The following is a 16,872-nucleotide window of genomic DNA, read 5'->3' as shown; positions in this document are numbered from 1 at the left end:
GACGCCAGAACTCCGTTGTACATGGCAAATGGATGTGCACATAATAGGGAACCTTTGACCAGAACGCTACTCATAAGAAGACCAATTCGGAATGGTTCGGGCATGCAGTACACCTCACTAAAAACTCTCATTGGCGCAGTTTTATTGGCAATCACCTTTGCCGCTGTCGCAACTCCACAAAACCGTCTACCGGACATCGGTACAGCAGGGTCTAGCGTGGTGACCGTCGATCGCGAACAAGCCATCGGCGACATGTACATGCGCCAAGTTCGCGCGACTGCCCCACTCGTCAATGATCCTGTACTTGATGAATATCTGCGTGACCTAGGCTTGAAGTTGGTTCGTGAATCGAATGATGTCCGATTTCCGTTCACATTCTTTTGGGTGAATCAAAACGAAATCAATGCGTTTGCCTTTTTCGGCGGGTATGTCGGCATGAATACCGGGCTGATGGTAGAAACACGGACCGAGTCTGAATTAGCCTCCGTAATCGGTCATGAAATCGCTCACATCACCCAACGCCATTTAGCCCGCAACATGGAAAATATGCAGCAAGGGTCGGCAACCTCAATCGGTGCCATGATCGGCGCTATTTTGCTTGGGATGGTGAGCCCTGACTTAGGTATGGCAGCATTATCAGGAGCTATCGGCGGATTGCAGCAAATGCAAATAAACTACACTCGCCTATTTGAACAAGAGGCGGATCGAATCGGTCTCAACGTATTAACTCGCGCCGGCTTTGACCCTCAGGGGGCACCAGATTTTTTCGGGCGCTTAGCTGAAAAATATCGGTACTCAAGTCGGCCGCCAGAAATGCTACTAACGCATCCGTTGAGCGAATCGCGAATCGCTGATACGCGCCAGCGAGCAGACCAACTGCCCAGTCCTCTCAATCGTGATGAGAGTCATTACTGGTTGGCAAAATACCGCATTCAGGCACGTCACTTAAAGAACATGTCCGCGAACGCATTTACGACACAGTTAAACCATAGCAACAGCGAAATTGCCAATGCCGCGCGTTATGGGCTCGCGATTGTGCAACTGGATAACAACGAGCCTGAAACCGCAGAAAAGACCTTAGCACCTCTGCTTGCAGCGCAGCCCATGAATACGTTTTATCTAGATGTTCAAACCGATATTTTACTGGCACAGAAACGTTATGATGAGGCACTGGCATTGCTTGAAAAAGCTTACATGCGGATGCCAAACGAACAGACGATCACGATGAATTTCGCGAATGCTGCACTGACCGCCGACAAAACTGATTTAGCGATTCAATTATTGCGTGAGTATTTACGCCGAGATCCTGACAACGTGACGGCAATCGATTTACTCGCTAACGCGTATCAGCGTGTCGGCGACTCCAGCGGTATGTATGAGCAACGTGCTTATTTATATGCGCTGTATGGAAACTTTGATGAAGCCATTAACAACTTACACAATGCGCACAAACAAAACAGTACCGACCTCGAGCGTCGCCGCTTGCAAGCTCGAGTGGAACAACTCATGGCGAAGAAGCGCGAATTAGAGTCAATGCGCTAGTCGAGCTCCGTCACTCGCTTCAGACTGGTTAAAGTTTGCTCACCCAGTAATGGACCTTTCACCTGACCTGCGGGCGTTACGATGTATGTTGCAGGTAACATTTGTGGCTGAGCAAATGGCAAATTCGGGAATGGTTCGTTTTGAATCAACGGAAACTCGATACCTTGCTCAGTCCTCAACGTTGCCAGCGCCTCATTATTTAAACCGTCAAAACTAACACCGAAGAGTCGCACTGAATCACCGTATTGATGGTGAAACTCATTCAATTCAGGTAGCTCGCGTAAACAAGGAGCACACCATTCGGCAAAATAGTTCACGACAACATATTGGCCTTCGAGTTGATCCCATTGTTGCGGTCCGGCGGTATCTGTATGAAAGTCGGCAGCGGGGCTACAACCCATCACCCAAAGACAAGTCGCTGCGGTCAGCCAATTTCGAGAACCGCGTACAAATCGACATTGCATAGTGAATCCCTTAAGCTACATAAAAGACGTTAGATAGGAATCAATAGCATGACCGAAGTAACGATTTATCACAACCCACGCTGTTCAAAAAGCCGACAAACCCTGCAGTTATTGCAAGAACACGGATTTGAACCTCAAGTGATTGAATACATGAAGCAACACTTCGAAGCCGACGCTATCAAAACACTGTTAAACCAACTTGGTTTTGTCTCTGCTCGGGAGCTAATGCGCTCAAAAGAAGACGAGTTTAAAGCACTCAACCTCGCCACTGAGAACGACGAAGATAAACTTATTCAAGCAATGATTGAACACCCGCGTTTGATCGAACGGCCCATTGTTGTGGTTGGTGATCAAGCTCGACTTGGGCGACCGCCCGAAGCGGTTCTAGAACTGGTGCAGTAACGCCGATGAGCAGTCGTATTCTGATTCTTTACTACAGCCGCAACGGTGCCACTCAGCAACTGGCTGATGCCATTGCTCAGGGCGTGGAAAAAGCTGGCGCAGAAGCGGTTCTAAGAACCGTTGAAGGACCTGGCGAGCCAAAAAGTAGCCGCGATCTTACTGTTGATGTCGATGACCTTAGGACTTGTGATGGCCTGATACTGGGCAGTCCAACCCGATTTGGGCACATGGCGGCGGCGTTGCAACAATTTTGGGAACGGACTTCGACGGAATGGCTGCGTGGTGTCTTGGTCGATAAGCCGGCAGCAGTATTTACCTCGAGTTCCAGTATGCATGGGGGGCAAGAATCGACTCTACTCTCACTCGCTGTTCCACTGCTGCATCACGGTATGATTCTGTGTGGAATTCCCTACACCGAACCCGGCCTGCAACAAACATCAGGAGGCGGCTCTCCATATGGCGCTAGCCATGTCGAGCACGCCGATAAAGTGGGATCAGGCATCAGTGCAGTGGAGCGTGACTTAGCTGTTGCTCTGGGAACTCGAGTGGCGCGGATAGCCCGACAACTTCAATCACGTTCTGGATAATACGAGATCAGCAAACATGCCTAACAAAATTCAACTTTTTCGAACGTTAGCAGTCAGTAACTTCTTTGGTCTGCTTGGTTTAATGCTCGTTTGGCAACTCATCTGTAATGCCGGTAGTGACACCAGCGTTTGGTTCCGCTTGGGACTTTGGGTAGTGCCACTGCTCTTTCCTCTGCCAGGATTATTGCGCGGCAAACCCTACACCTTTGCGTGGGCCAACTTCATTTTGATGTGGTACTTCTTGCACGGCTTTACCATGCTTTATATCGAGCCAAGTCAACGAGGACTCGCCTTGGTTGAAATACTCTTTACTACGGCAGCGTTTATTGGTTGCACGGCATTTGCTCGCTTGCAGGGCCGAGCACTAGGTTTGGGATTACCCAAATTAAAAGACCAGCAATAAATTAGATATCGAGTACTTGTTTGACAAAAGGGATTGTGAGCCGTCTTTGTGCGGCCATCGAGGCGCGATCCAGTTGTGCGAGGGTCGCCATCAACTCCGCCATATCACGTCCTAAACGTTGCACCATAAATGAGGCCGTTTCATCGCGTAATTGCAATCCCAAAGCAGCTGCGCGTTGACGCAGAGCTTGAGCCTTGTCAGCGTCTTGCAGCGCCTTGATCTGTACCGCAATCCCCCATTGCAAGCGTGATTGCGTGTCGGGAATCGCCGCAGGCAGTTGAGTTGGAGACATGGCGGCGGTAACGAGCAATCGTGTTTGCCCGCGGTCTTGAATGCGATTAAAAAGAGCAAATAGTTCAAAGCACCAATCATGCTGATTCACTACGGCGTCAAGATCGTCAATACATACCAAGGAAAATTGCTCAAGTCCCCGTAAAATTGAGGCTTCCACTTGTTGCTCCAACAGGTCTCGCAGGGGCACATACATGGCAGTCGTATTAATATGGAGTTGTGCGCACATGGCATGCAACAAATGGCTTTTGCCAACGCCATGCGCGCCCCATAAATACACAAATGGCTCAGTACTTTCGCGTAACAACGCCAAGACTTCTTGATTTTCACCCGTTACGTATGTGGCGAATGTGTGTGCGTCGGGAAGTTGCATTGCCAGCGGGAGTTGCTGAAGATTCATCAATCCTCGATCCATCGGTAAAGCGGTATCATGGTTGCCGCATCGAGCGACTCTTCAGCGCGATCTTGATTTACTGGACGCAAAGACTTACTCAAGTCTATGGCTTGCATGATCCGTGCGGGAGCAGTTTGTAACAATAGTTCAAACTCCGCTCGGTGTTGCTGATAACCAACTAGTTGTGCTGATTGAACAGCCGGTAAACTCAGCAGCAATTGTTCGACCTGAATCGCTTTTTCAAGGGAATTCACGCCATCAACAGCAAGCCGCCAGCGATTTGTTTCCTCAACGCTCGAGTCAATTCGATAACGTTGCGCCAGCTCTTGAGTGAGTGCTGCAATAATTAATTCACCCATCTCATCACGGTCATCACTAAACACTTCACCGCGCCATTTAAGCTCACCAAGATCTAATGACCAGTCAGCTTGCCAACGCCCCTTTTGTAAAGTTGGATCTGCTTGGTAGACGCGCGCAATAGCAATACCATCGGGAAGATAACGTGCACTCGCGAATTGGACTCGATCGTCAAACCGCGCCCACACATCCACCACTTCAACAGTCATCGTATCGTTCAAATCCAATAGCGGTAGACGAATGGGTAAGCCGCGCTCTTGCGCTGCGTTGCGTAATTGTTGTGTCAAAATAGATTCGTCGGAACTACCAATCAGTTCACGTCGGAGTTGCTCATCCTCACTGACCAACCAAACCAGAATCAACGGGCGTAAATTACTCCACACACCCGAGCCCGACTGTTGCAATAACCGATTAATTTTCTGCGCGTCGAATTGCACCCACAGAACGAGTTGCTCGTCCTGTTGGTAGCCGTATTGAACCACATAATCGCGCACGTTGTTGAGCGCGGAGCGCACCGCTTCGTGTTTCAACGCTTGCGTGTCGCCCGAAACCTTTAGCAAGGTCCCCTTCAGTGCCGCTTGCAGAGCATCTGTGCGCTCACTCGCATTTTGAGTGGTCACCGGAACACTCTGTTGGTAAAGTTGCGTGAGCTCAATTGCTGCCATGCTGGAGCTACTCCAAAGCAACAGCAACGCTAACAGGAGAGTCTTTAAGCTGGTTTTTAATTGCATCATGCTTAACTTCATTATCCGTAGTGGCAAGCTTTCTACGCTCATCATAAACAGCCCCATCTACATGGGCAAGTAACAAGCTGTGGATAACCGCGTATTGCATTTAAGAAATGGTCAAAGCGTGCTACCATTTTCGTTCATTGCCATTCACGATTCATTGGGACCGACACCATGCTGAGACAACAGCTACGTGCAATCAGTTCTTTGCTGACAAGTATTACTCTGATTGGCATTTGTGTCGGCATGACGAGTACCCTACTCAGTCTGCGCGCCACCATAGAAAATTTTGGGACTTTAACCACCGGCATCATCATGTCGGCCTACTTTATCGGGTTCCTCTTTGGCACCACTCGTGCTCCTAAAGATATTCGTCGCGTTGGTTACGTTCGGGCTTTTGGCGGGCTAGCAGCGCTTGCCGCCGCATCTATCCTCATTCAAGCCATTTGGATAGATCCTACAGTTTGGTTCATCATGCGATTCCTCACCGGCTTCGCGATTTCGGCCATTTTTGTGATCGTCGAATCGTGGCTGAACACCATGGCTGACAATAAGAACCGCGGTACGCTGCTGTCAGTTTATTTAGTGCTGATTTATGGTGGTTTAGTGGTCGGCCAGCTCGTACTTGGGGTCGCAGACCCATCAGGTTTCGTCGCCTTTGCTTTGGTTGCTTTATTAATCAACTTAGCATTGATACCTATTTTAATTAGTGTTTCGGTCGAGCCCACCACACATGAACCCCGTAAAGTACCCATCTGGGGCCTGTTTAAGCTGGTTCCGCTGGGCATTGTGAACGCATTTATTATGCAGGCGTGTTACGCCATGTTTTACGGTATTGGGCCTATGTACGCGACTTACATTGGTCTCAGTATTGCTCAAGTGTCGCTCTTTATGGCCTCGTTTATTCTCGGTGGGATGCTCTCCCAAGCGCCAATTGGCCTACTCTCAGACCGTTTCGATAGACGCGTGATTATGGCGGGTTGTGCCGGCACAGCAGCCATCATGGCGTTAATATTATCGCAACTCGGCTCTGAATTGGTCTGGCTTATCTACCTTTGTGTTGGACTCTTTGGAGCTTGTGCGTTACCCCTGTACTCACTTGGCATGGCGCACACCAATGACTTTCTTGAGAAAGATCAAATGGTCGGCGCAACGGGTGCCATCATCAAGGTGGGCGGTATTGGTTCTATTATCGGCGCGCCCGCGGTTGCGGCGCTGATGGAATTTGGTGGCGTAAATTACTTCTTTTTACTGATTGTAGTGATGACCAGTGTGGTCTGTGTCTATTCGCTTTATCGTGTTACCAAGCGCGCGGCCGACTGATCAACCGCACAGCAGCTATGCCATGTTATCGCCAGGGCAAACTTCTGATGAACTACTCACCGCATTGGCTGAAGAAGATCAAGACACTCAAGACGAGCTTGAGCGTCAACAAGCTTAACAACGTCGCCTTAAGACTGCAGCCACTGGCTGACCAGCATTTGCGCTTCGTTCAGCAGCAACGATAAGTGATCTTCGCTGACGAAGCTCTCGCAATAAATTTTGTAGATGGGTTCAGTACCCGATGGGCGCGCTGCAAACCAGCCATTCGCCGTACAGACCTTTACGCCACCGATCGACGCACCATTTCCCGGTGCTTGGGTCATCACACTCTGAACCGCATCGCGTGCCAAGGTCTGTATTTGCAGCTGAGCCGGCTGTATCGCTTTGAATGCTTGATTCATTGCGGCGCTGGACGGCACATCCTGACGCTTGTAGTACGCGGTACCATGCTGTTCGCAGAGTTGCTGATAATAAGCACTTGGATCCTTGCCCGTCGTTGCACAAATTTCAGCCGCAAGTAACGCCATAATGATGCCATCTTTGTCCGTCGACCATGCCTTCCCGGAACGGTCCAAAAAGGTCGCTCCTGCGCTCTCTTCTCCCGCAAATGCGGTTGCGCCCGCTTGCAGTTCACGAGCGAACCACTTAAAGCCAACTGGCATTTCACGTAATGTCCGCTGATTTGCCGCGACCACACGATCGATCATCGCACTCGAAACCAGTGTTTTGCCAATCGCCGTCTCTGCAGCCCAAGAACGATTCTTGCAGAGATAATCAATGGCCACTGCTAAATAATGATTCGGATTCATCAACCCTTCAGTTGGAGTGACAATGCCGTGCCGATCATAGTCTGGGTCGTTCCCGACTGCGATATCAAACTGATCTTTCAGCGCGACCAATGAACGCATGGCATAGGGCGACGAGCAATCCATCCGAATTTTGCCGTCTTTGTCGAGACTCATGAATCGGAATGTGGCATCCACATCAGCCTGTGTGACCGTTATATTCAATCCATAGTGCTGGGCTATCAACGGCCAATAGCTGGCGCCAGCACCACCCATAGCGTCGACACCAATTGATAGCTTCGCCTTGGCTATAGCTTGCATATCAATGATGGTGTCTAAATTTTCTACATAGTTTTGCCGCCAGTCCACTTGATGCAGATGCTTACTGGCTAATGCTTCGACGTAGCTCACCGCTTCCACACCCAATAGCTCAGCCGATAAAATAGCGTTGGCATACTTCTCAATGACTGCAGTCGCGTCAGTATCCGCTGGACCACCATGCGGTGGATTGTATTTGAAGCCGCCATCTTCCGGCGGATTGTGAGACGGGGTAATGACAACACCATCGGCAAGCCCTTGGGTACGGCCCTCGTTGTAGCGAAGAATTGCATAGCTGATGACAGGTGTGGGGGTGTAACCGTGGTCCACTTGGACATGCACATCAACACCGTTTGCAATAAAAACCTCAAGCGCCGTCATATAAGCAGCTTCGGACAATGCGTGGGTATCGCGACCCAGCATCAACGGTCCGGTAATACCCTGCTCTTCGCGATAGCGCACAACCGCTTGACTGATAGCTAAAATATGCGCTTCGTTAAACGAATTCTTAAAGGCAGACCCACGATGTCCGGACGTACCGAAGGACACCAATTGTTCGGGTTGACTCGGGTCAACATCATTGACGAAATAAGCACTGACGAGTTGTGCGATATTGGTTAAGTCGCTCGCTTGTGCCGGCATACCAGCCCGTGTATGTAGTCCCATTACAAAAAGTCCCTAATTTTCTCAGCTTCTGACTGTGAGTACCCGAGCTCCAGAGCCACCTGTGTCAGCATAGATTTTTTCCGCGTCGTGTTGTTGTTGGTCACGACAAAGTAGGGTGCGTCAGGTATTTGCTTCGGATTGGTGCTAGTACCACTCGCTTCGAGCGCCTCGGCACTGGTGGCAAAATATTGTCGGTCACGACCGCTAATCTCCAACACTTTCTTAAAAGACTGACTGTGGCAGCGGTGGAGCATGCTAAGGATGGTTAGAAATCGTGCAACGACACTGCGTTGTCCGGCAAGATCAATGCGTGACATGACATCAAATACCTTACGTTCAGCCGCAGTTTGTTCGGGTTCAGACGTGACCAAAATGGGCTTACCAGTGACTTTATCCGCAGCTTCTAGCCCCAATAGACGGCGCAGTATTGCAGATGCACTTTCACCGATATGTTGTGTATGCCCAGCTATAAAACGGTATAATTCATCATCAATTTCAATTCGTTTACTCATGATGCTGCAACTTTTTCATCGTCTAAAGGTATCATGCTGATTATTATACCTATCCCATAGCCTGGGTACAGAAAATCAACCCAACACCAGTAGAGGTCCAGTATGACAGCAACAACTTTGCTCAATTATGAGCGTTTTGGGAGCGGAGCTCCGGTCGTTCTCATTCATGGTTTATTCGGTGACTTGGATAACCTGAAGCGTTTGGGCCGTGAACTCGAAAATGATTTCGAGCTGATTGCAATTGATGTACGCAATCACGGCGATTCTTTTCACTCGGACACCATGTCTTATGAAGCTATGGCAGCTGATCTCGCCAAGTTACTCGATGACCTTAACATTGAACGCACGCACATTGTTGGTCATTCCATGGGTGGCAAGGTAGCCATGGAGTTTGCGCTGCGCCACCCTGAACGTGTCATCAGCTTGGTTGCAGCCGATGTGGCGCCAGTCGCTTACGATCCAAAACATCGACATATCCTCGATGCACTCGAACAACTCGACCTCACGCAAGTAAAAAACCGCAAAGACGCTGACAAATTACTGCAAAAGGCCATCGATACCCATGGTATACGCCAGTTCCTGCTGAAAAATCTCAAGCATACCGAAAATGGTTATGAATGGCGGCTCAATCTACCGGCTCTCGACGACCATTATGCGGCTATCTCTGGGGCAGTTTGTGAAGGTCAATTTGATGGGCCTATCCTCTTCGTTAAAGGGGGCGATTCCGACTATTTAAAACCGGAACATGAGTCGGCTATACGTGATCGATTTACCCAAGTTGACGTAAAGATAATCGAAGGCACAAGCCATTGGTTGCATGCAGAAAAGCCACGTATTTTTAACCGCTTAGTACGGGAGTTTTTGGAGCAACAAAGTCGCGCCGAGTAAGCCTGCGTGTTATAATCGCCAGCTGTATTTGTGAGATAAAGCTATTCAAGCGCACCCATAAGAAAGAGTTATGCTGTCTGAACATTTTGAATTGATTGAAACATTGGGTACTAACTTTGCAATCGCAATTTTATTTTTGTTGATTGGCCTAGCGATTCGCGATGTGTTGAAGAAAGCTGAAGTACCCAAGTTCGGACAATGGTTTGTGTGGTTGGTATTATTTTTAGGCTGTGCAGGCTTTATTGCAAAAGGTATTATTCAAGCCTTCTTTGAATCTGGAATTTAGAATCAGTTTTTTGGGTCCTTGTTCCGAACGAGACAACGTTTAAACGAGAGGTAGTAACCAAACATGGCAAGTGTAGGTATTTTTTTCGGCAGTGACACAGGTAATACCGAAGCAATCGCTCAGATGATCCAGAAAGAACTGGGCAAGAGCTTGATTGATGTATTCGATATTGCCAAATCATCGAAAGAAGACATCGCCAATTTCGACCTCATTCTGTTTGGAATACCGACTTGGTATTACGGTGAAGCACAGTGCGATTGGGATGATTTCTTCCCCGAGCTTGAAGAAATTGATTTCACTAATAAACTTGTGGCTATTTTTGGTTGTGGTGACCAAGAGGATTATGCTGAATATTTTCTCGATGCGATGGGTACTCTACGAGACATCATTGAGCCACGTGGAGCCATTATTATTGGACACTGGCCGACAGCCGGCTACCAATTTGAAGCATCTCGCGCGCTGGTCGATGACAGCCACTTCATTGGGCTAGGTATCGACGAAGATCGACAACCTGAATTGACAAAAGAACGGGTGCAGCAGTGGTGTGCACAAATTCGCGAAGAAATGGGACTAGCTGAATTAGCGTAAACCCATTATTCTGATGACCGATAACCTCAACACAGCGAAAGAACAATGAGCAGCAACGGCGAATTACAGTTAAAAAAAGCGGGCCTCAAAGTCACTTCTCCGCGTGTCAAAATTCTGGAAATCTTAAAAAACCCAGATAATCAGCATATTAGCGCTGAAGACGTGTATAAAATCCTGCTAGAAAAGAACGAAGAAATTGGCTTGGCGACCGTGTATCGGGTGTTAAATCAGTTTGATGATGCGGGTATTGTCACGCGTCATCATTTTGAGGGCGGTCGTTCTGTATTTGAACTCAGCGCCAAAGACCACCATGATCACTTGGTGTGCCTGAACTGCGGCCATGTATTCGAATTTGAAGATGATTTAATTGAGCAACGCCAATTAAAAGTTGCTGCTGAAAACAATATCAAGCTCACCAACCATAGTTTGTATTTGTATGGTGAATGCAAAAATGTCGGTAGTTGCCAGCACAATGTAAATGGGGACGATTAGTCCTCATCAACATCAATCGTGTCGGGCGTGGTGAAGTCACCACGCTCGTAGCCTTCGATAATATCCCGCGCCGCTGCCTCATCATCGTCACCAACAAACACATTGGCTATACCGACAGGTGCAATATCGCCTACAGCGCCCTGCAAATAGTGACCTCCGGCATGAGCAGCAATACCTGACTGTTCAAGAAGTCCCACGAGCAGTTGTGCCTCAATAATCGTATCGGCTCTGTATATGAGTTTCATTGTTGTCTTCACTCCTGTCACATGGCGAACTCTTTTGCTACTAGAGCCCTTCTACTGTATGCTAGCGCGCTTGCCCTAGAAGAGAAACACAATCTGCATGAGCTTTACCAATCTCGATTTACCTGAAAGTATTTTAAGCGTTCTCAGCGAACAAGGTTACACAGAACCTACCCCTATACAACAACAAGCCATTCCCTCGATTCTTGCTGGCCGTGATGTCATGGCCGCTGCCCAAACCGGCACCGGGAAAACGGCGGGGTTCACCTTACCGTTGTTGACCAAGTTAAAAGATGGCCCGCGCGCCCGAAGTAACCATATTCGCGCACTCATCATTACGCCAACACGCGAGCTCGCAGCACAAGTTGCTGACAGTGTTGCCACTTATGGTCGTAATCTAAAATTATCCTCTGCGGTGGTATTTGGCGGCGTGGGAATCAATCCACAAATGATGAAACTGCGCAAAGGCGTCGATATTCTGATTGCGACGCCAGGTCGTTTACTCGACTTGCATCAGCAAAATGCGGTCAAGTTTAATGATGTCGAAGTTTTAGTGTTAGACGAAGCCGATCGAATGCTCGATATGGGTTTTATTCATGACATCAAACGAGTGTTAAAACTGCTTCCAGCAAAACGCCAAAACCTGCTGTTTTCAGCTACATTTTCTGACGACATTCGCGCGTTAGCCAAAGGCTTAGTCAACGATCCAGTGGAAGTATCCGTCGCGCCTGCGAACAGCACCGCAGATAAAGTGGAACAGTCGCTGTATGGCGTTATTCAAGGCCAAAAAACCGCTCTACTCTGTCAATTATTACGTGACCGTGGCACGCCACAGGCGTTGGTGTTTAGTCGCACTAAGCACGGTGCAAATCGGCTGGCTAAGCAGTTGGAGGCCAATGGTTTTCTGGCCGCAGCCATTCATGGCAATAAGAGCCAGGGTGCGCGTACCAAAGCACTAGATGATTTTAAACGTAATCGCATCAATGTGCTGGTAGCAACAGATATCGCTGCACGGGGTATCGACATCGATTTGCTACCACTGGTCGTCAATTATGATTTGCCACACGTTGCTGAAGATTATGTCCATCGAATTGGCCGCACAGCGCGTGCAGGTGCGAGCGGTCATGCTTTCTCTTTAGTGAGTCCTGAAGAGACCAAGCAGTTGCGGGGCATTGAGAAATTGATTGGTCAAACGATTGAGCGTTTAGAAGCTCCAGGCTTCGCACCAGTCGATTTGACCAAACGGTCTCCTGCAGCTGCGAAACCTCAGGGACGTCAACCATCGAAGCGTACCAACCGCTCTGCAGCTGGGAAACCCAATGGCAATCGTGCTGGTCAGCCTGGCCGTCGTTCAACAGCCAAGCCAAACAATCGTCAAAACTAATAAAGCTGCTGGCGAGGTGACGCGTTAGTTCGCGTCACCTTCACTCCATACGTCACGTAAACCAACCGTTTGATTAAACACCAGCGCTGTTGCGCTGCTATCCTTACTATCCGCACAGAAGTAGCCAATTCGCTCAAACTGGTACGCTTGTTCCACTTGAATGTGCTGCAAGCTTGGCTCGGCATAACCATGACGCACCACTAATGATTGCGGGTTCAATGTGCTAAAGAAATCTTCCTCAGCACCTGGGTTAGGCACTTGGAATAACCGGTCGTATAAACGAAACTCTGCTGGTAACGCAGTTGCTGCCGCAACCCAATGAATAACGCCTTTTACTTTGCGTCCATCCGCAGGGTCTTTGCCTAACGTATCTGCATCATAGGTGCAGTAAACCGTCGTCACATTGCCCTCGGCGTCTTTGTCGCAACGTTCCGCTTTAATCACATACGCATTGCGTAAGCGCACTTCTTTACCGAGTACCAAGCGCTTGTACTTCTTGTTGGCTTCTTCACGGAAGTCTTCCGCTTCGATATAGATTTCACGACTGAACGGCAACTCACGAACACCCATGCTCTCGTCATTCGGATGATTCGGCGCTGCGATGGTTTCTGACTCACCATCCGGGTAGTTTTCAATCACTATTTTGATCGGGTCAATGACAGCCATCGCGCGCGGTGCTTGATGGTTTAACTCGTCGCGAATACAGGCTTCGAGCATACTCATCTCAACTTGGTTGTCCATCTTAGTGACACCAATACGATGACAGAACTCGCGTACGGAACTCGGTGTATAGCCGCGACGACGCATCCCCGCAATGGTCGGCATCCGTGGATCATCCCAGCCGCTCACTTTGCCCTCTTCCACCAATAAATGCAGCTTGCGCTTGCTCATGACGGTGTATTGCAAATTGAGACGAGAAAACTCAATTTGTTGTGGGTGACAATCGATACTGATGTTATCTAACACCCAATCGTATAAGCGACGGTTGTCTTGGAATTCGAGCGTACACAACGAGTGAGTGATGCCCTCAATAGCATCGGAGATACAGTGTGTGAAATCGTACATCGGATACACGCACCATTTGTCACCGGTTTGATGATGGTGAACAAAGCGTACGCGATAAATGACTGGGTCACGCAACACCATAAATGGCGATGCCATATCAATTTTTGCACGCAAACAGACTTCACCGTCTTTATATTTACCGGCAGTCATATCTGCAAAAATCTGCAAATTCTCAGCTACACTCGTATCTCGATACGGACTATTCACACCTGGCTCTTTCAAGGTGCCACGCATTTCCCGCATTTTCTCTTGCGTGCTGAAATCTGCGTAGGCCAAACCTTTCTCGATGAGCTCTACGGCGTAGCCGTGCAATCGGTCAAAGTAATCTGAAGAATACTTTGGCTTACCTTCCCAATCGTACCCTAACCAGCGTACGTCCTCTTGGATCGAATTAACGAAATCGACCTTTTCTTTTAACGGGTTGGTGTCATCAAACCGCAGATTACACGTGCCTTGGTAGTCTTCCGCGATGCCAAAATTAAGGACAATCGACTTAGCATGACCAATATGTAAAAAACCATTTGGCTCAGGCGGAAAACGAGTATGCACCTGCTGGTGTTTACCGCTGGCTAGGTCTGCATCAATGATATGCCGGATAAAATTACTACGGGGCGCGTCTGCTGCCATGAATGCGTTAACTCCACATGGGTCGTTGGTTCAAAAAAGATTCGCTATGATCGCAGTTTATTGCGGCACTGGCAAGGGTTTGGGGTGGTACCGACAAACTTAACAAAGGCTGCATTGAGAGAAACTATGCTGAGCCAAAAAACCGTTGAAACTGGCGCCATTCGTTTTGTGCTGCAGCCAATGAAACCCTATTGAAAACTAATTCCGTGCCTGCCGTAGCCTGCCCCAGCAGACAGCGCGAACGCCAAGTTACTGTGCCTATTTTGGGGTATCCTCCTAGAGTTTGACGGTCGACCAACATAATTATAGGTTGACCATCTGGCGGAATCTGTATGGCGCCTACAGGCAGTGGTTCAGAAAGAATTTGGTCATGTTCCCAGCTGAGTGATTTGGGTCCTTGTAAACGCATTCCCATTCGGTCTTGAGCTGCGGTGACTTGATAGGTTTGTGAGCAAAACTGCTCGCGTGCTTGCTGCGAGAAACGCTCATACTGACCGGCCGCGATCACGTCAATGGTCAGTGGTTCGTTCGCCGGTTGCGTTTGCAAGAGATCGGTCCGTGGTCGGCGCGGTAATAATGCCGGCGCTGAAAGAACTGGCGCGGTCAAAACATCACCTGCCGTCAAAGCGCTACCATCACCGCGCAAACCACCCAATTGATCACGCTTCACGGTTGCCATGCTGCCAAGTACTGCCTCAGCTCTAAATCCGCCGCGTACGGCCAAATAACTTCGAACCCCACGCGGGGCAGCAGCAATGGTTAATACATCGCCTGGCTCCACGTCGAATACCAGCCAAGTTGGCAAACGGCGACCATTCAGAGCCACCTGCATAGGTGCGCCGCAGATAACCATTTGCGTGCGACGCAGCAGATTCGCTTCGAAACCTCCGAGCGTCACTTCTATTTGTGCGGCATCAGCTGGATTGTCGAGGAGCTTATTTGCCCATAAAAATGCATATTCATCGACCGCTCCGCCGGAGGTAATTCCAGCAGCAAGATAACCGCTGCGACCGCGATCTTGCAGCGTCGCCAGCAGCCCCGGTTGCTTAATTTCTAATACTGGAGAGATCTTAGCCATGGCTTACTTCTTGTCTGCGTCGCTTAAACGTATCCAGATCAATCGCGATAAAACGCACTTTATCGCCTGCCTTAAGTTGCGGCAGCTCCACAACTTGCCCAATCAGATTCCACCCACCCGGCGACTCCATGGGGTATACCGAAGTCTGTTGATTGGCGATGGCGACACTCAAAGCGGGAACCTTCTGCCGCGGTGTTTCTAAACGCGGACAGCGAATTGCTGCCGGAACGTCACCCAGATATGCAAAGCCCGGAGCAAAGCCTAACGCATAGACGTGGTACGTAGGTTGTTGATGCTGAGTGATTACCTCTGCAACAGTCAATCCAGCGTGTTGGGCTACACGCTCCAGATCAGGTGCAACCACCGTGTCATAACACACTTGTATTTGGTGCTCTGACTCTGAGTTGGTGGTCGTTTGCCGGTGTTGTTTTTGCCAATCCGATGGAGGTTGAATACGAGCAATAAAGGTCGCCTCATCCATATTCATCGCATCGTAGTAAATCAGTATACTGGCGTAACTCGGCACGACTTCAACGATGCAATCATGATGTTGGTCGAGCAGCCAGTCTGCTAAAGCATGCAGTTGCTCGTTGCAAGCAATGGATAAAGGCGAATTTCCCTGCTCATCAATGAGACTCAGCATCACCGCATTTTCGGCCGCGGTGGACATCTGAATACGCATTGACATCACACCGCCGAGCCCTGAATGCGTTCTAGCGACTGTCGAATGGCAGCTACCGTGGCTACCGCCGCGGGGTTATCACCATGTACACAGAGCGTATCAGCTCGAATTGATAAGGACTCACCTTCTACTGTGGTGATGGATTCGCCACGCGCAAAACGTTCCGCTTGGGTGATAATCGCCGTTTGGTTATCCAACACTGCATCCGCATAGTCACGTGACCGCAGCCGGCCATCGTGGGTGTAGCGTCGATCCGCAAACGCCTCAAACCAAAGTGGAACTTGGTAGCGCTCCGCAATGGCGACATAGGGTTGTGGATCGCTCGTCGCTAAAGTCATCAACTTTAATGGCTCAGGCCGCCACCGATTCTCAGCAGCGACCACTGCAACAACCTGTTCAAATAGCTCTAAATTAGCCTGCATATCGTTGTACAAAGCACCATGCGGCTTCACATACTGAAGTACAGCGTGTTGTGCCATGCACAACCGATCGATACTCCCAATTTGAGCATGCAATACGGCGCTTAATTGTTGTTCCGAGAGCACCATAGACTTTCGTCCAAAGTTCTCGCGGTCAGGGTAGGAAGGATGAGCACCAATGGTGACGCCAAAATGACGCGCTAATTCTATTGTTGCGGCCATAGTTGGCGCACTGCCCGCATGATAACCACAGGCGATATTTGCCAAATCGATATAGGGAAATACCTCTTGATCGCTAGCGACCAATGCTAAATCTTGACTCTCACCGACATCGCAATTTAACAGCATA

General features: G+C 49.2%; 20 protein-coding genes. 10 read left to right on the top strand and 10 right to left on the bottom strand.

Features of this window, described 5'->3' with window-relative positions; genetic code table 11:
- The first annotated feature begins 102 nt into the window (after nucleotides 1-102).
- The gene (gene bepA / locus CWE22_RS01400) at nucleotides 103-1,542 is read left to right on the top strand and encodes a beta-barrel assembly-enhancing protease (protein WP_169929617.1); all 1,440 of its coding nucleotides are present in this window, start codon (nucleotides 103-105) and stop codon (nucleotides 1,540-1,542) included.
- On the opposite strand, the gene CWE22_RS01395 is transcribed toward bepA, so the two are convergent.
- Nucleotides 1,539-2,006: a TlpA family protein disulfide reductase gene (locus CWE22_RS01395; RefSeq protein ID WP_244595925.1), complete on the bottom strand. Its 468-nt coding sequence runs from the start codon at nucleotides 2,004-2,006 to the stop codon at nucleotides 1,539-1,541. The genes bepA and CWE22_RS01395 overlap by 4 nt on opposite strands.
- Before the next feature lie 48 nt (nucleotides 2,007-2,054).
- On the opposite strand from CWE22_RS01395, the gene arsC reads away from it, so the two are divergent.
- Genes arsC through CWE22_RS01380 form a run of 3 tightly spaced genes read left to right on the top strand, consistent with a single transcriptional unit; the run spans nucleotide 2,055 to nucleotide 3,398 of the window.
- Nucleotides 2,055-2,408, top strand: coding sequence for an arsenate reductase (glutaredoxin) (gene arsC, locus CWE22_RS01390; protein WP_169929616.1), 354 nt, complete (start codon nucleotides 2,055-2,057; stop codon nucleotides 2,406-2,408).
- Nucleotides 2,409-2,413: 5 nt separating this feature from the next.
- Nucleotides 2,414-2,995: an NAD(P)H:quinone oxidoreductase gene (wrbA, locus tag CWE22_RS01385; RefSeq protein WP_169929615.1), complete on the top strand. Its 582-nt coding sequence runs from the start codon at nucleotides 2,414-2,416 to the stop codon at nucleotides 2,993-2,995.
- A gap of 16 nt (nucleotides 2,996-3,011) precedes the next feature.
- Nucleotides 3,012-3,398, top strand: coding sequence for a DUF2069 domain-containing protein (locus tag CWE22_RS01380; protein WP_169929614.1), 387 nt, complete (start codon nucleotides 3,012-3,014; stop codon nucleotides 3,396-3,398).
- A gap of 1 nt (nucleotide 3,399) precedes the next feature.
- Here the strand turns inward: CWE22_RS01380 and hda are convergent, their stop codons facing one another.
- Together hda and CWE22_RS01370 are read right to left on the bottom strand one after the other, a co-directional pair.
- Complete coding sequence (hda, locus tag CWE22_RS01375; RefSeq protein WP_244595924.1) at nucleotides 3,400-4,089, bottom strand: DnaA regulatory inactivator Hda; 690 nt, start codon at nucleotides 4,087-4,089, stop codon at nucleotides 3,400-3,402.
- Nucleotides 4,089-5,174, bottom strand: coding sequence for a DUF2066 domain-containing protein (locus CWE22_RS01370; RefSeq protein ID WP_169929612.1), 1,086 nt, complete (start codon nucleotides 5,172-5,174; stop codon nucleotides 4,089-4,091). Before CWE22_RS01370 ends, hda begins: the two co-directional genes overlap by 1 nt.
- A 168-nt stretch (nucleotides 5,175-5,342) precedes the next feature.
- Between CWE22_RS01370 and CWE22_RS01365 the strand changes: the two genes are divergently transcribed.
- Nucleotides 5,343-6,491 carry an MFS transporter gene (locus tag CWE22_RS01365; protein ID WP_244595923.1) on the top strand — a complete coding sequence of 383 codons (1,149 nt, stop codon included), beginning with the start codon at nucleotides 5,343-5,345 and terminating at the stop codon, nucleotides 6,489-6,491.
- A gap of 128 nt (nucleotides 6,492-6,619) precedes the next feature.
- On the opposite strand, the gene pgm is transcribed toward CWE22_RS01365, so the two are convergent.
- Together pgm and CWE22_RS01355 are read right to left on the bottom strand one after the other, a co-directional pair.
- Nucleotides 6,620-8,260 carry a phosphoglucomutase (alpha-D-glucose-1,6-bisphosphate-dependent) gene (pgm, locus tag CWE22_RS01360; RefSeq protein WP_169929611.1) on the bottom strand — a complete coding sequence of 547 codons (1,641 nt, stop codon included), beginning with the start codon at nucleotides 8,258-8,260 and terminating at the stop codon, nucleotides 6,620-6,622.
- On the bottom strand, nucleotides 8,260-8,772 hold the full coding sequence (locus tag CWE22_RS01355) for a replication initiation regulator SeqA (protein ID WP_169929610.1): 513 nt from the start codon (nucleotides 8,770-8,772) through the stop codon (nucleotides 8,260-8,262). The genes pgm and CWE22_RS01355 overlap by 1 nt, the downstream gene beginning before the upstream one ends.
- Nucleotides 8,773-8,874: 102 nt before the next feature.
- Between CWE22_RS01355 and CWE22_RS01350 the strand changes: the two genes are divergently transcribed.
- From CWE22_RS01350 to fur, 4 genes are all read left to right on the top strand, one after another.
- Nucleotides 8,875-9,660, top strand: a complete 786-nt coding sequence (locus CWE22_RS01350; protein WP_169929609.1) for an alpha/beta fold hydrolase — start codon at nucleotides 8,875-8,877, stop codon at nucleotides 9,658-9,660.
- 70 nt (nucleotides 9,661-9,730) lie between these two features.
- Nucleotides 9,731-9,946 carry a DUF2788 domain-containing protein gene (locus tag CWE22_RS01345; RefSeq protein WP_169929608.1) on the top strand — a complete coding sequence of 72 codons (216 nt, stop codon included), beginning with the start codon at nucleotides 9,731-9,733 and terminating at the stop codon, nucleotides 9,944-9,946.
- Nucleotides 9,947-10,009: 63 nt separating this feature from the next.
- The gene (fldA, locus tag CWE22_RS01340; protein WP_169929607.1) at nucleotides 10,010-10,534 is read left to right on the top strand and encodes a flavodoxin FldA; all 525 of its coding nucleotides are present in this window, start codon (nucleotides 10,010-10,012) and stop codon (nucleotides 10,532-10,534) included.
- 45 nt (nucleotides 10,535-10,579) lie between these two features.
- A complete protein-coding gene (fur, locus tag CWE22_RS01335) occupies nucleotides 10,580-11,026 on the top strand; it encodes a ferric iron uptake transcriptional regulator (protein WP_169929606.1) in 447 nt (148 codons plus the stop codon).
- On the opposite strand, the gene CWE22_RS01330 is transcribed toward fur, so the two are convergent.
- Nucleotides 11,023-11,271 carry a putative signal transducing protein gene (locus CWE22_RS01330; RefSeq protein WP_169929605.1) on the bottom strand — a complete coding sequence of 83 codons (249 nt, stop codon included), beginning with the start codon at nucleotides 11,269-11,271 and terminating at the stop codon, nucleotides 11,023-11,025. The genes fur and CWE22_RS01330 overlap by 4 nt on opposite strands.
- A gap of 97 nt (nucleotides 11,272-11,368) precedes the next feature.
- On the opposite strand from CWE22_RS01330, the gene CWE22_RS01325 reads away from it, so the two are divergent.
- Complete coding sequence (locus CWE22_RS01325; protein WP_169929604.1) at nucleotides 11,369-12,652, top strand: DEAD/DEAH box helicase; 1,284 nt, start codon at nucleotides 11,369-11,371, stop codon at nucleotides 12,650-12,652.
- Between the two features lie 24 nt (nucleotides 12,653-12,676).
- Here CWE22_RS01325 and glnS read toward each other — a convergent pair whose 3' ends face one another.
- From glnS to CWE22_RS01305, 4 genes are all read right to left on the bottom strand, one after another.
- A complete protein-coding gene (gene glnS / locus CWE22_RS01320; RefSeq protein ID WP_169929603.1) occupies nucleotides 12,677-14,344 on the bottom strand; it encodes a glutamine--tRNA ligase in 1,668 nt (555 codons plus the stop codon).
- Nucleotides 14,345-14,468: 124 nt separating this feature from the next.
- The gene (locus tag CWE22_RS01315) at nucleotides 14,469-15,422 is read right to left on the bottom strand and encodes a 5-oxoprolinase subunit C family protein (RefSeq protein ID WP_169929602.1); all 954 of its coding nucleotides are present in this window, start codon (nucleotides 15,420-15,422) and stop codon (nucleotides 14,469-14,471) included.
- Nucleotides 15,415-16,104, bottom strand: a complete 690-nt coding sequence (locus CWE22_RS01310; protein ID WP_169929601.1) for a 5-oxoprolinase subunit B family protein — start codon at nucleotides 16,102-16,104, stop codon at nucleotides 15,415-15,417. The genes CWE22_RS01315 and CWE22_RS01310 overlap by 8 nt, the downstream gene beginning before the upstream one ends.
- 5 nt (nucleotides 16,105-16,109) lie before the next feature.
- Nucleotides 16,110-16,871: a 5-oxoprolinase subunit PxpA gene (locus CWE22_RS01305; protein ID WP_169929600.1), complete on the bottom strand. Its 762-nt coding sequence runs from the start codon at nucleotides 16,869-16,871 to the stop codon at nucleotides 16,110-16,112.
- Nucleotide 16,872 lies beyond the last annotated feature (1 nt).

Source organism: Pseudidiomarina aestuarii (genome assembly GCF_003987355.1).
In the GTDB taxonomy this organism is placed as follows: domain Bacteria; phylum Pseudomonadota; class Gammaproteobacteria; order Enterobacterales; family Alteromonadaceae; genus Pseudidiomarina; species Pseudidiomarina aestuarii.
The sequence above is the reverse complement of the archived record's forward strand: the minus strand, read 5'-3'. Positions and strand labels throughout refer to the sequence as shown.

Bases quoted from the DNA above. Each gene is read 5' to 3' on its own strand.
- bepA (WP_169929617.1), top strand. From the start codon at position 103: ATGCAGTACACCTCACTAAAAACTCTCATTGGCGCAGTTTTATTGGCA.
- CWE22_RS01395 (WP_244595925.1), bottom strand. From the start codon at position 2,006: ATGCAATGTCGATTTGTACGCGGTTCTCGAAATTGGCTGACCGCAGCG.
- arsC (WP_169929616.1), top strand. From the start codon at position 2,055: ATGACCGAAGTAACGATTTATCACAACCCACGCTGTTCAAAAAGCCGA.
- wrbA (WP_169929615.1), top strand. From the start codon at position 2,414: ATGAGCAGTCGTATTCTGATTCTTTACTACAGCCGCAACGGTGCCACT.
- CWE22_RS01380 (WP_169929614.1), top strand. From the start codon at position 3,012: ATGCCTAACAAAATTCAACTTTTTCGAACGTTAGCAGTCAGTAACTTC.
- hda (WP_244595924.1), bottom strand. From the start codon at position 4,089: ATGAATCTTCAGCAACTCCCGCTGGCAATGCAACTTCCCGACGCACAC.
- CWE22_RS01370 (WP_169929612.1), bottom strand. From the start codon at position 5,174: ATGATGCAATTAAAAACCAGCTTAAAGACTCTCCTGTTAGCGTTGCTG.
- CWE22_RS01365 (WP_244595923.1), top strand. From the start codon at position 5,343: ATGCTGAGACAACAGCTACGTGCAATCAGTTCTTTGCTGACAAGTATT.
- pgm (WP_169929611.1), bottom strand. From the start codon at position 8,260: ATGGGACTACATACACGGGCTGGTATGCCGGCACAAGCGAGCGACTTA.
- CWE22_RS01355 (WP_169929610.1), bottom strand. From the start codon at position 8,772: ATGAGTAAACGAATTGAAATTGATGATGAATTATACCGTTTTATAGCT.
- CWE22_RS01350 (WP_169929609.1), top strand. From the start codon at position 8,875: ATGACAGCAACAACTTTGCTCAATTATGAGCGTTTTGGGAGCGGAGCT.
- CWE22_RS01345 (WP_169929608.1), top strand. From the start codon at position 9,731: ATGCTGTCTGAACATTTTGAATTGATTGAAACATTGGGTACTAACTTT.
- fldA (WP_169929607.1), top strand. From the start codon at position 10,010: ATGGCAAGTGTAGGTATTTTTTTCGGCAGTGACACAGGTAATACCGAA.
- fur (WP_169929606.1), top strand. From the start codon at position 10,580: ATGAGCAGCAACGGCGAATTACAGTTAAAAAAAGCGGGCCTCAAAGTC.
- CWE22_RS01330 (WP_169929605.1), bottom strand. From the start codon at position 11,271: ATGAAACTCATATACAGAGCCGATACGATTATTGAGGCACAACTGCTC.
- CWE22_RS01325 (WP_169929604.1), top strand. From the start codon at position 11,369: ATGAGCTTTACCAATCTCGATTTACCTGAAAGTATTTTAAGCGTTCTC.
- glnS (WP_169929603.1), bottom strand. From the start codon at position 14,344: ATGGCAGCAGACGCGCCCCGTAGTAATTTTATCCGGCATATCATTGAT.
- CWE22_RS01315 (WP_169929602.1), bottom strand. From the start codon at position 15,422: ATGGCTAAGATCTCTCCAGTATTAGAAATTAAGCAACCGGGGCTGCTG.
- CWE22_RS01310 (WP_169929601.1), bottom strand. From the start codon at position 16,104: ATGCGTATTCAGATGTCCACCGCGGCCGAAAATGCGGTGATGCTGAGT.
- CWE22_RS01305 (WP_169929600.1), bottom strand. From the start codon at position 16,871: ATGCTGTTAAATTGCGATGTCGGTGAGAGTCAAGATTTAGCATTGGTC.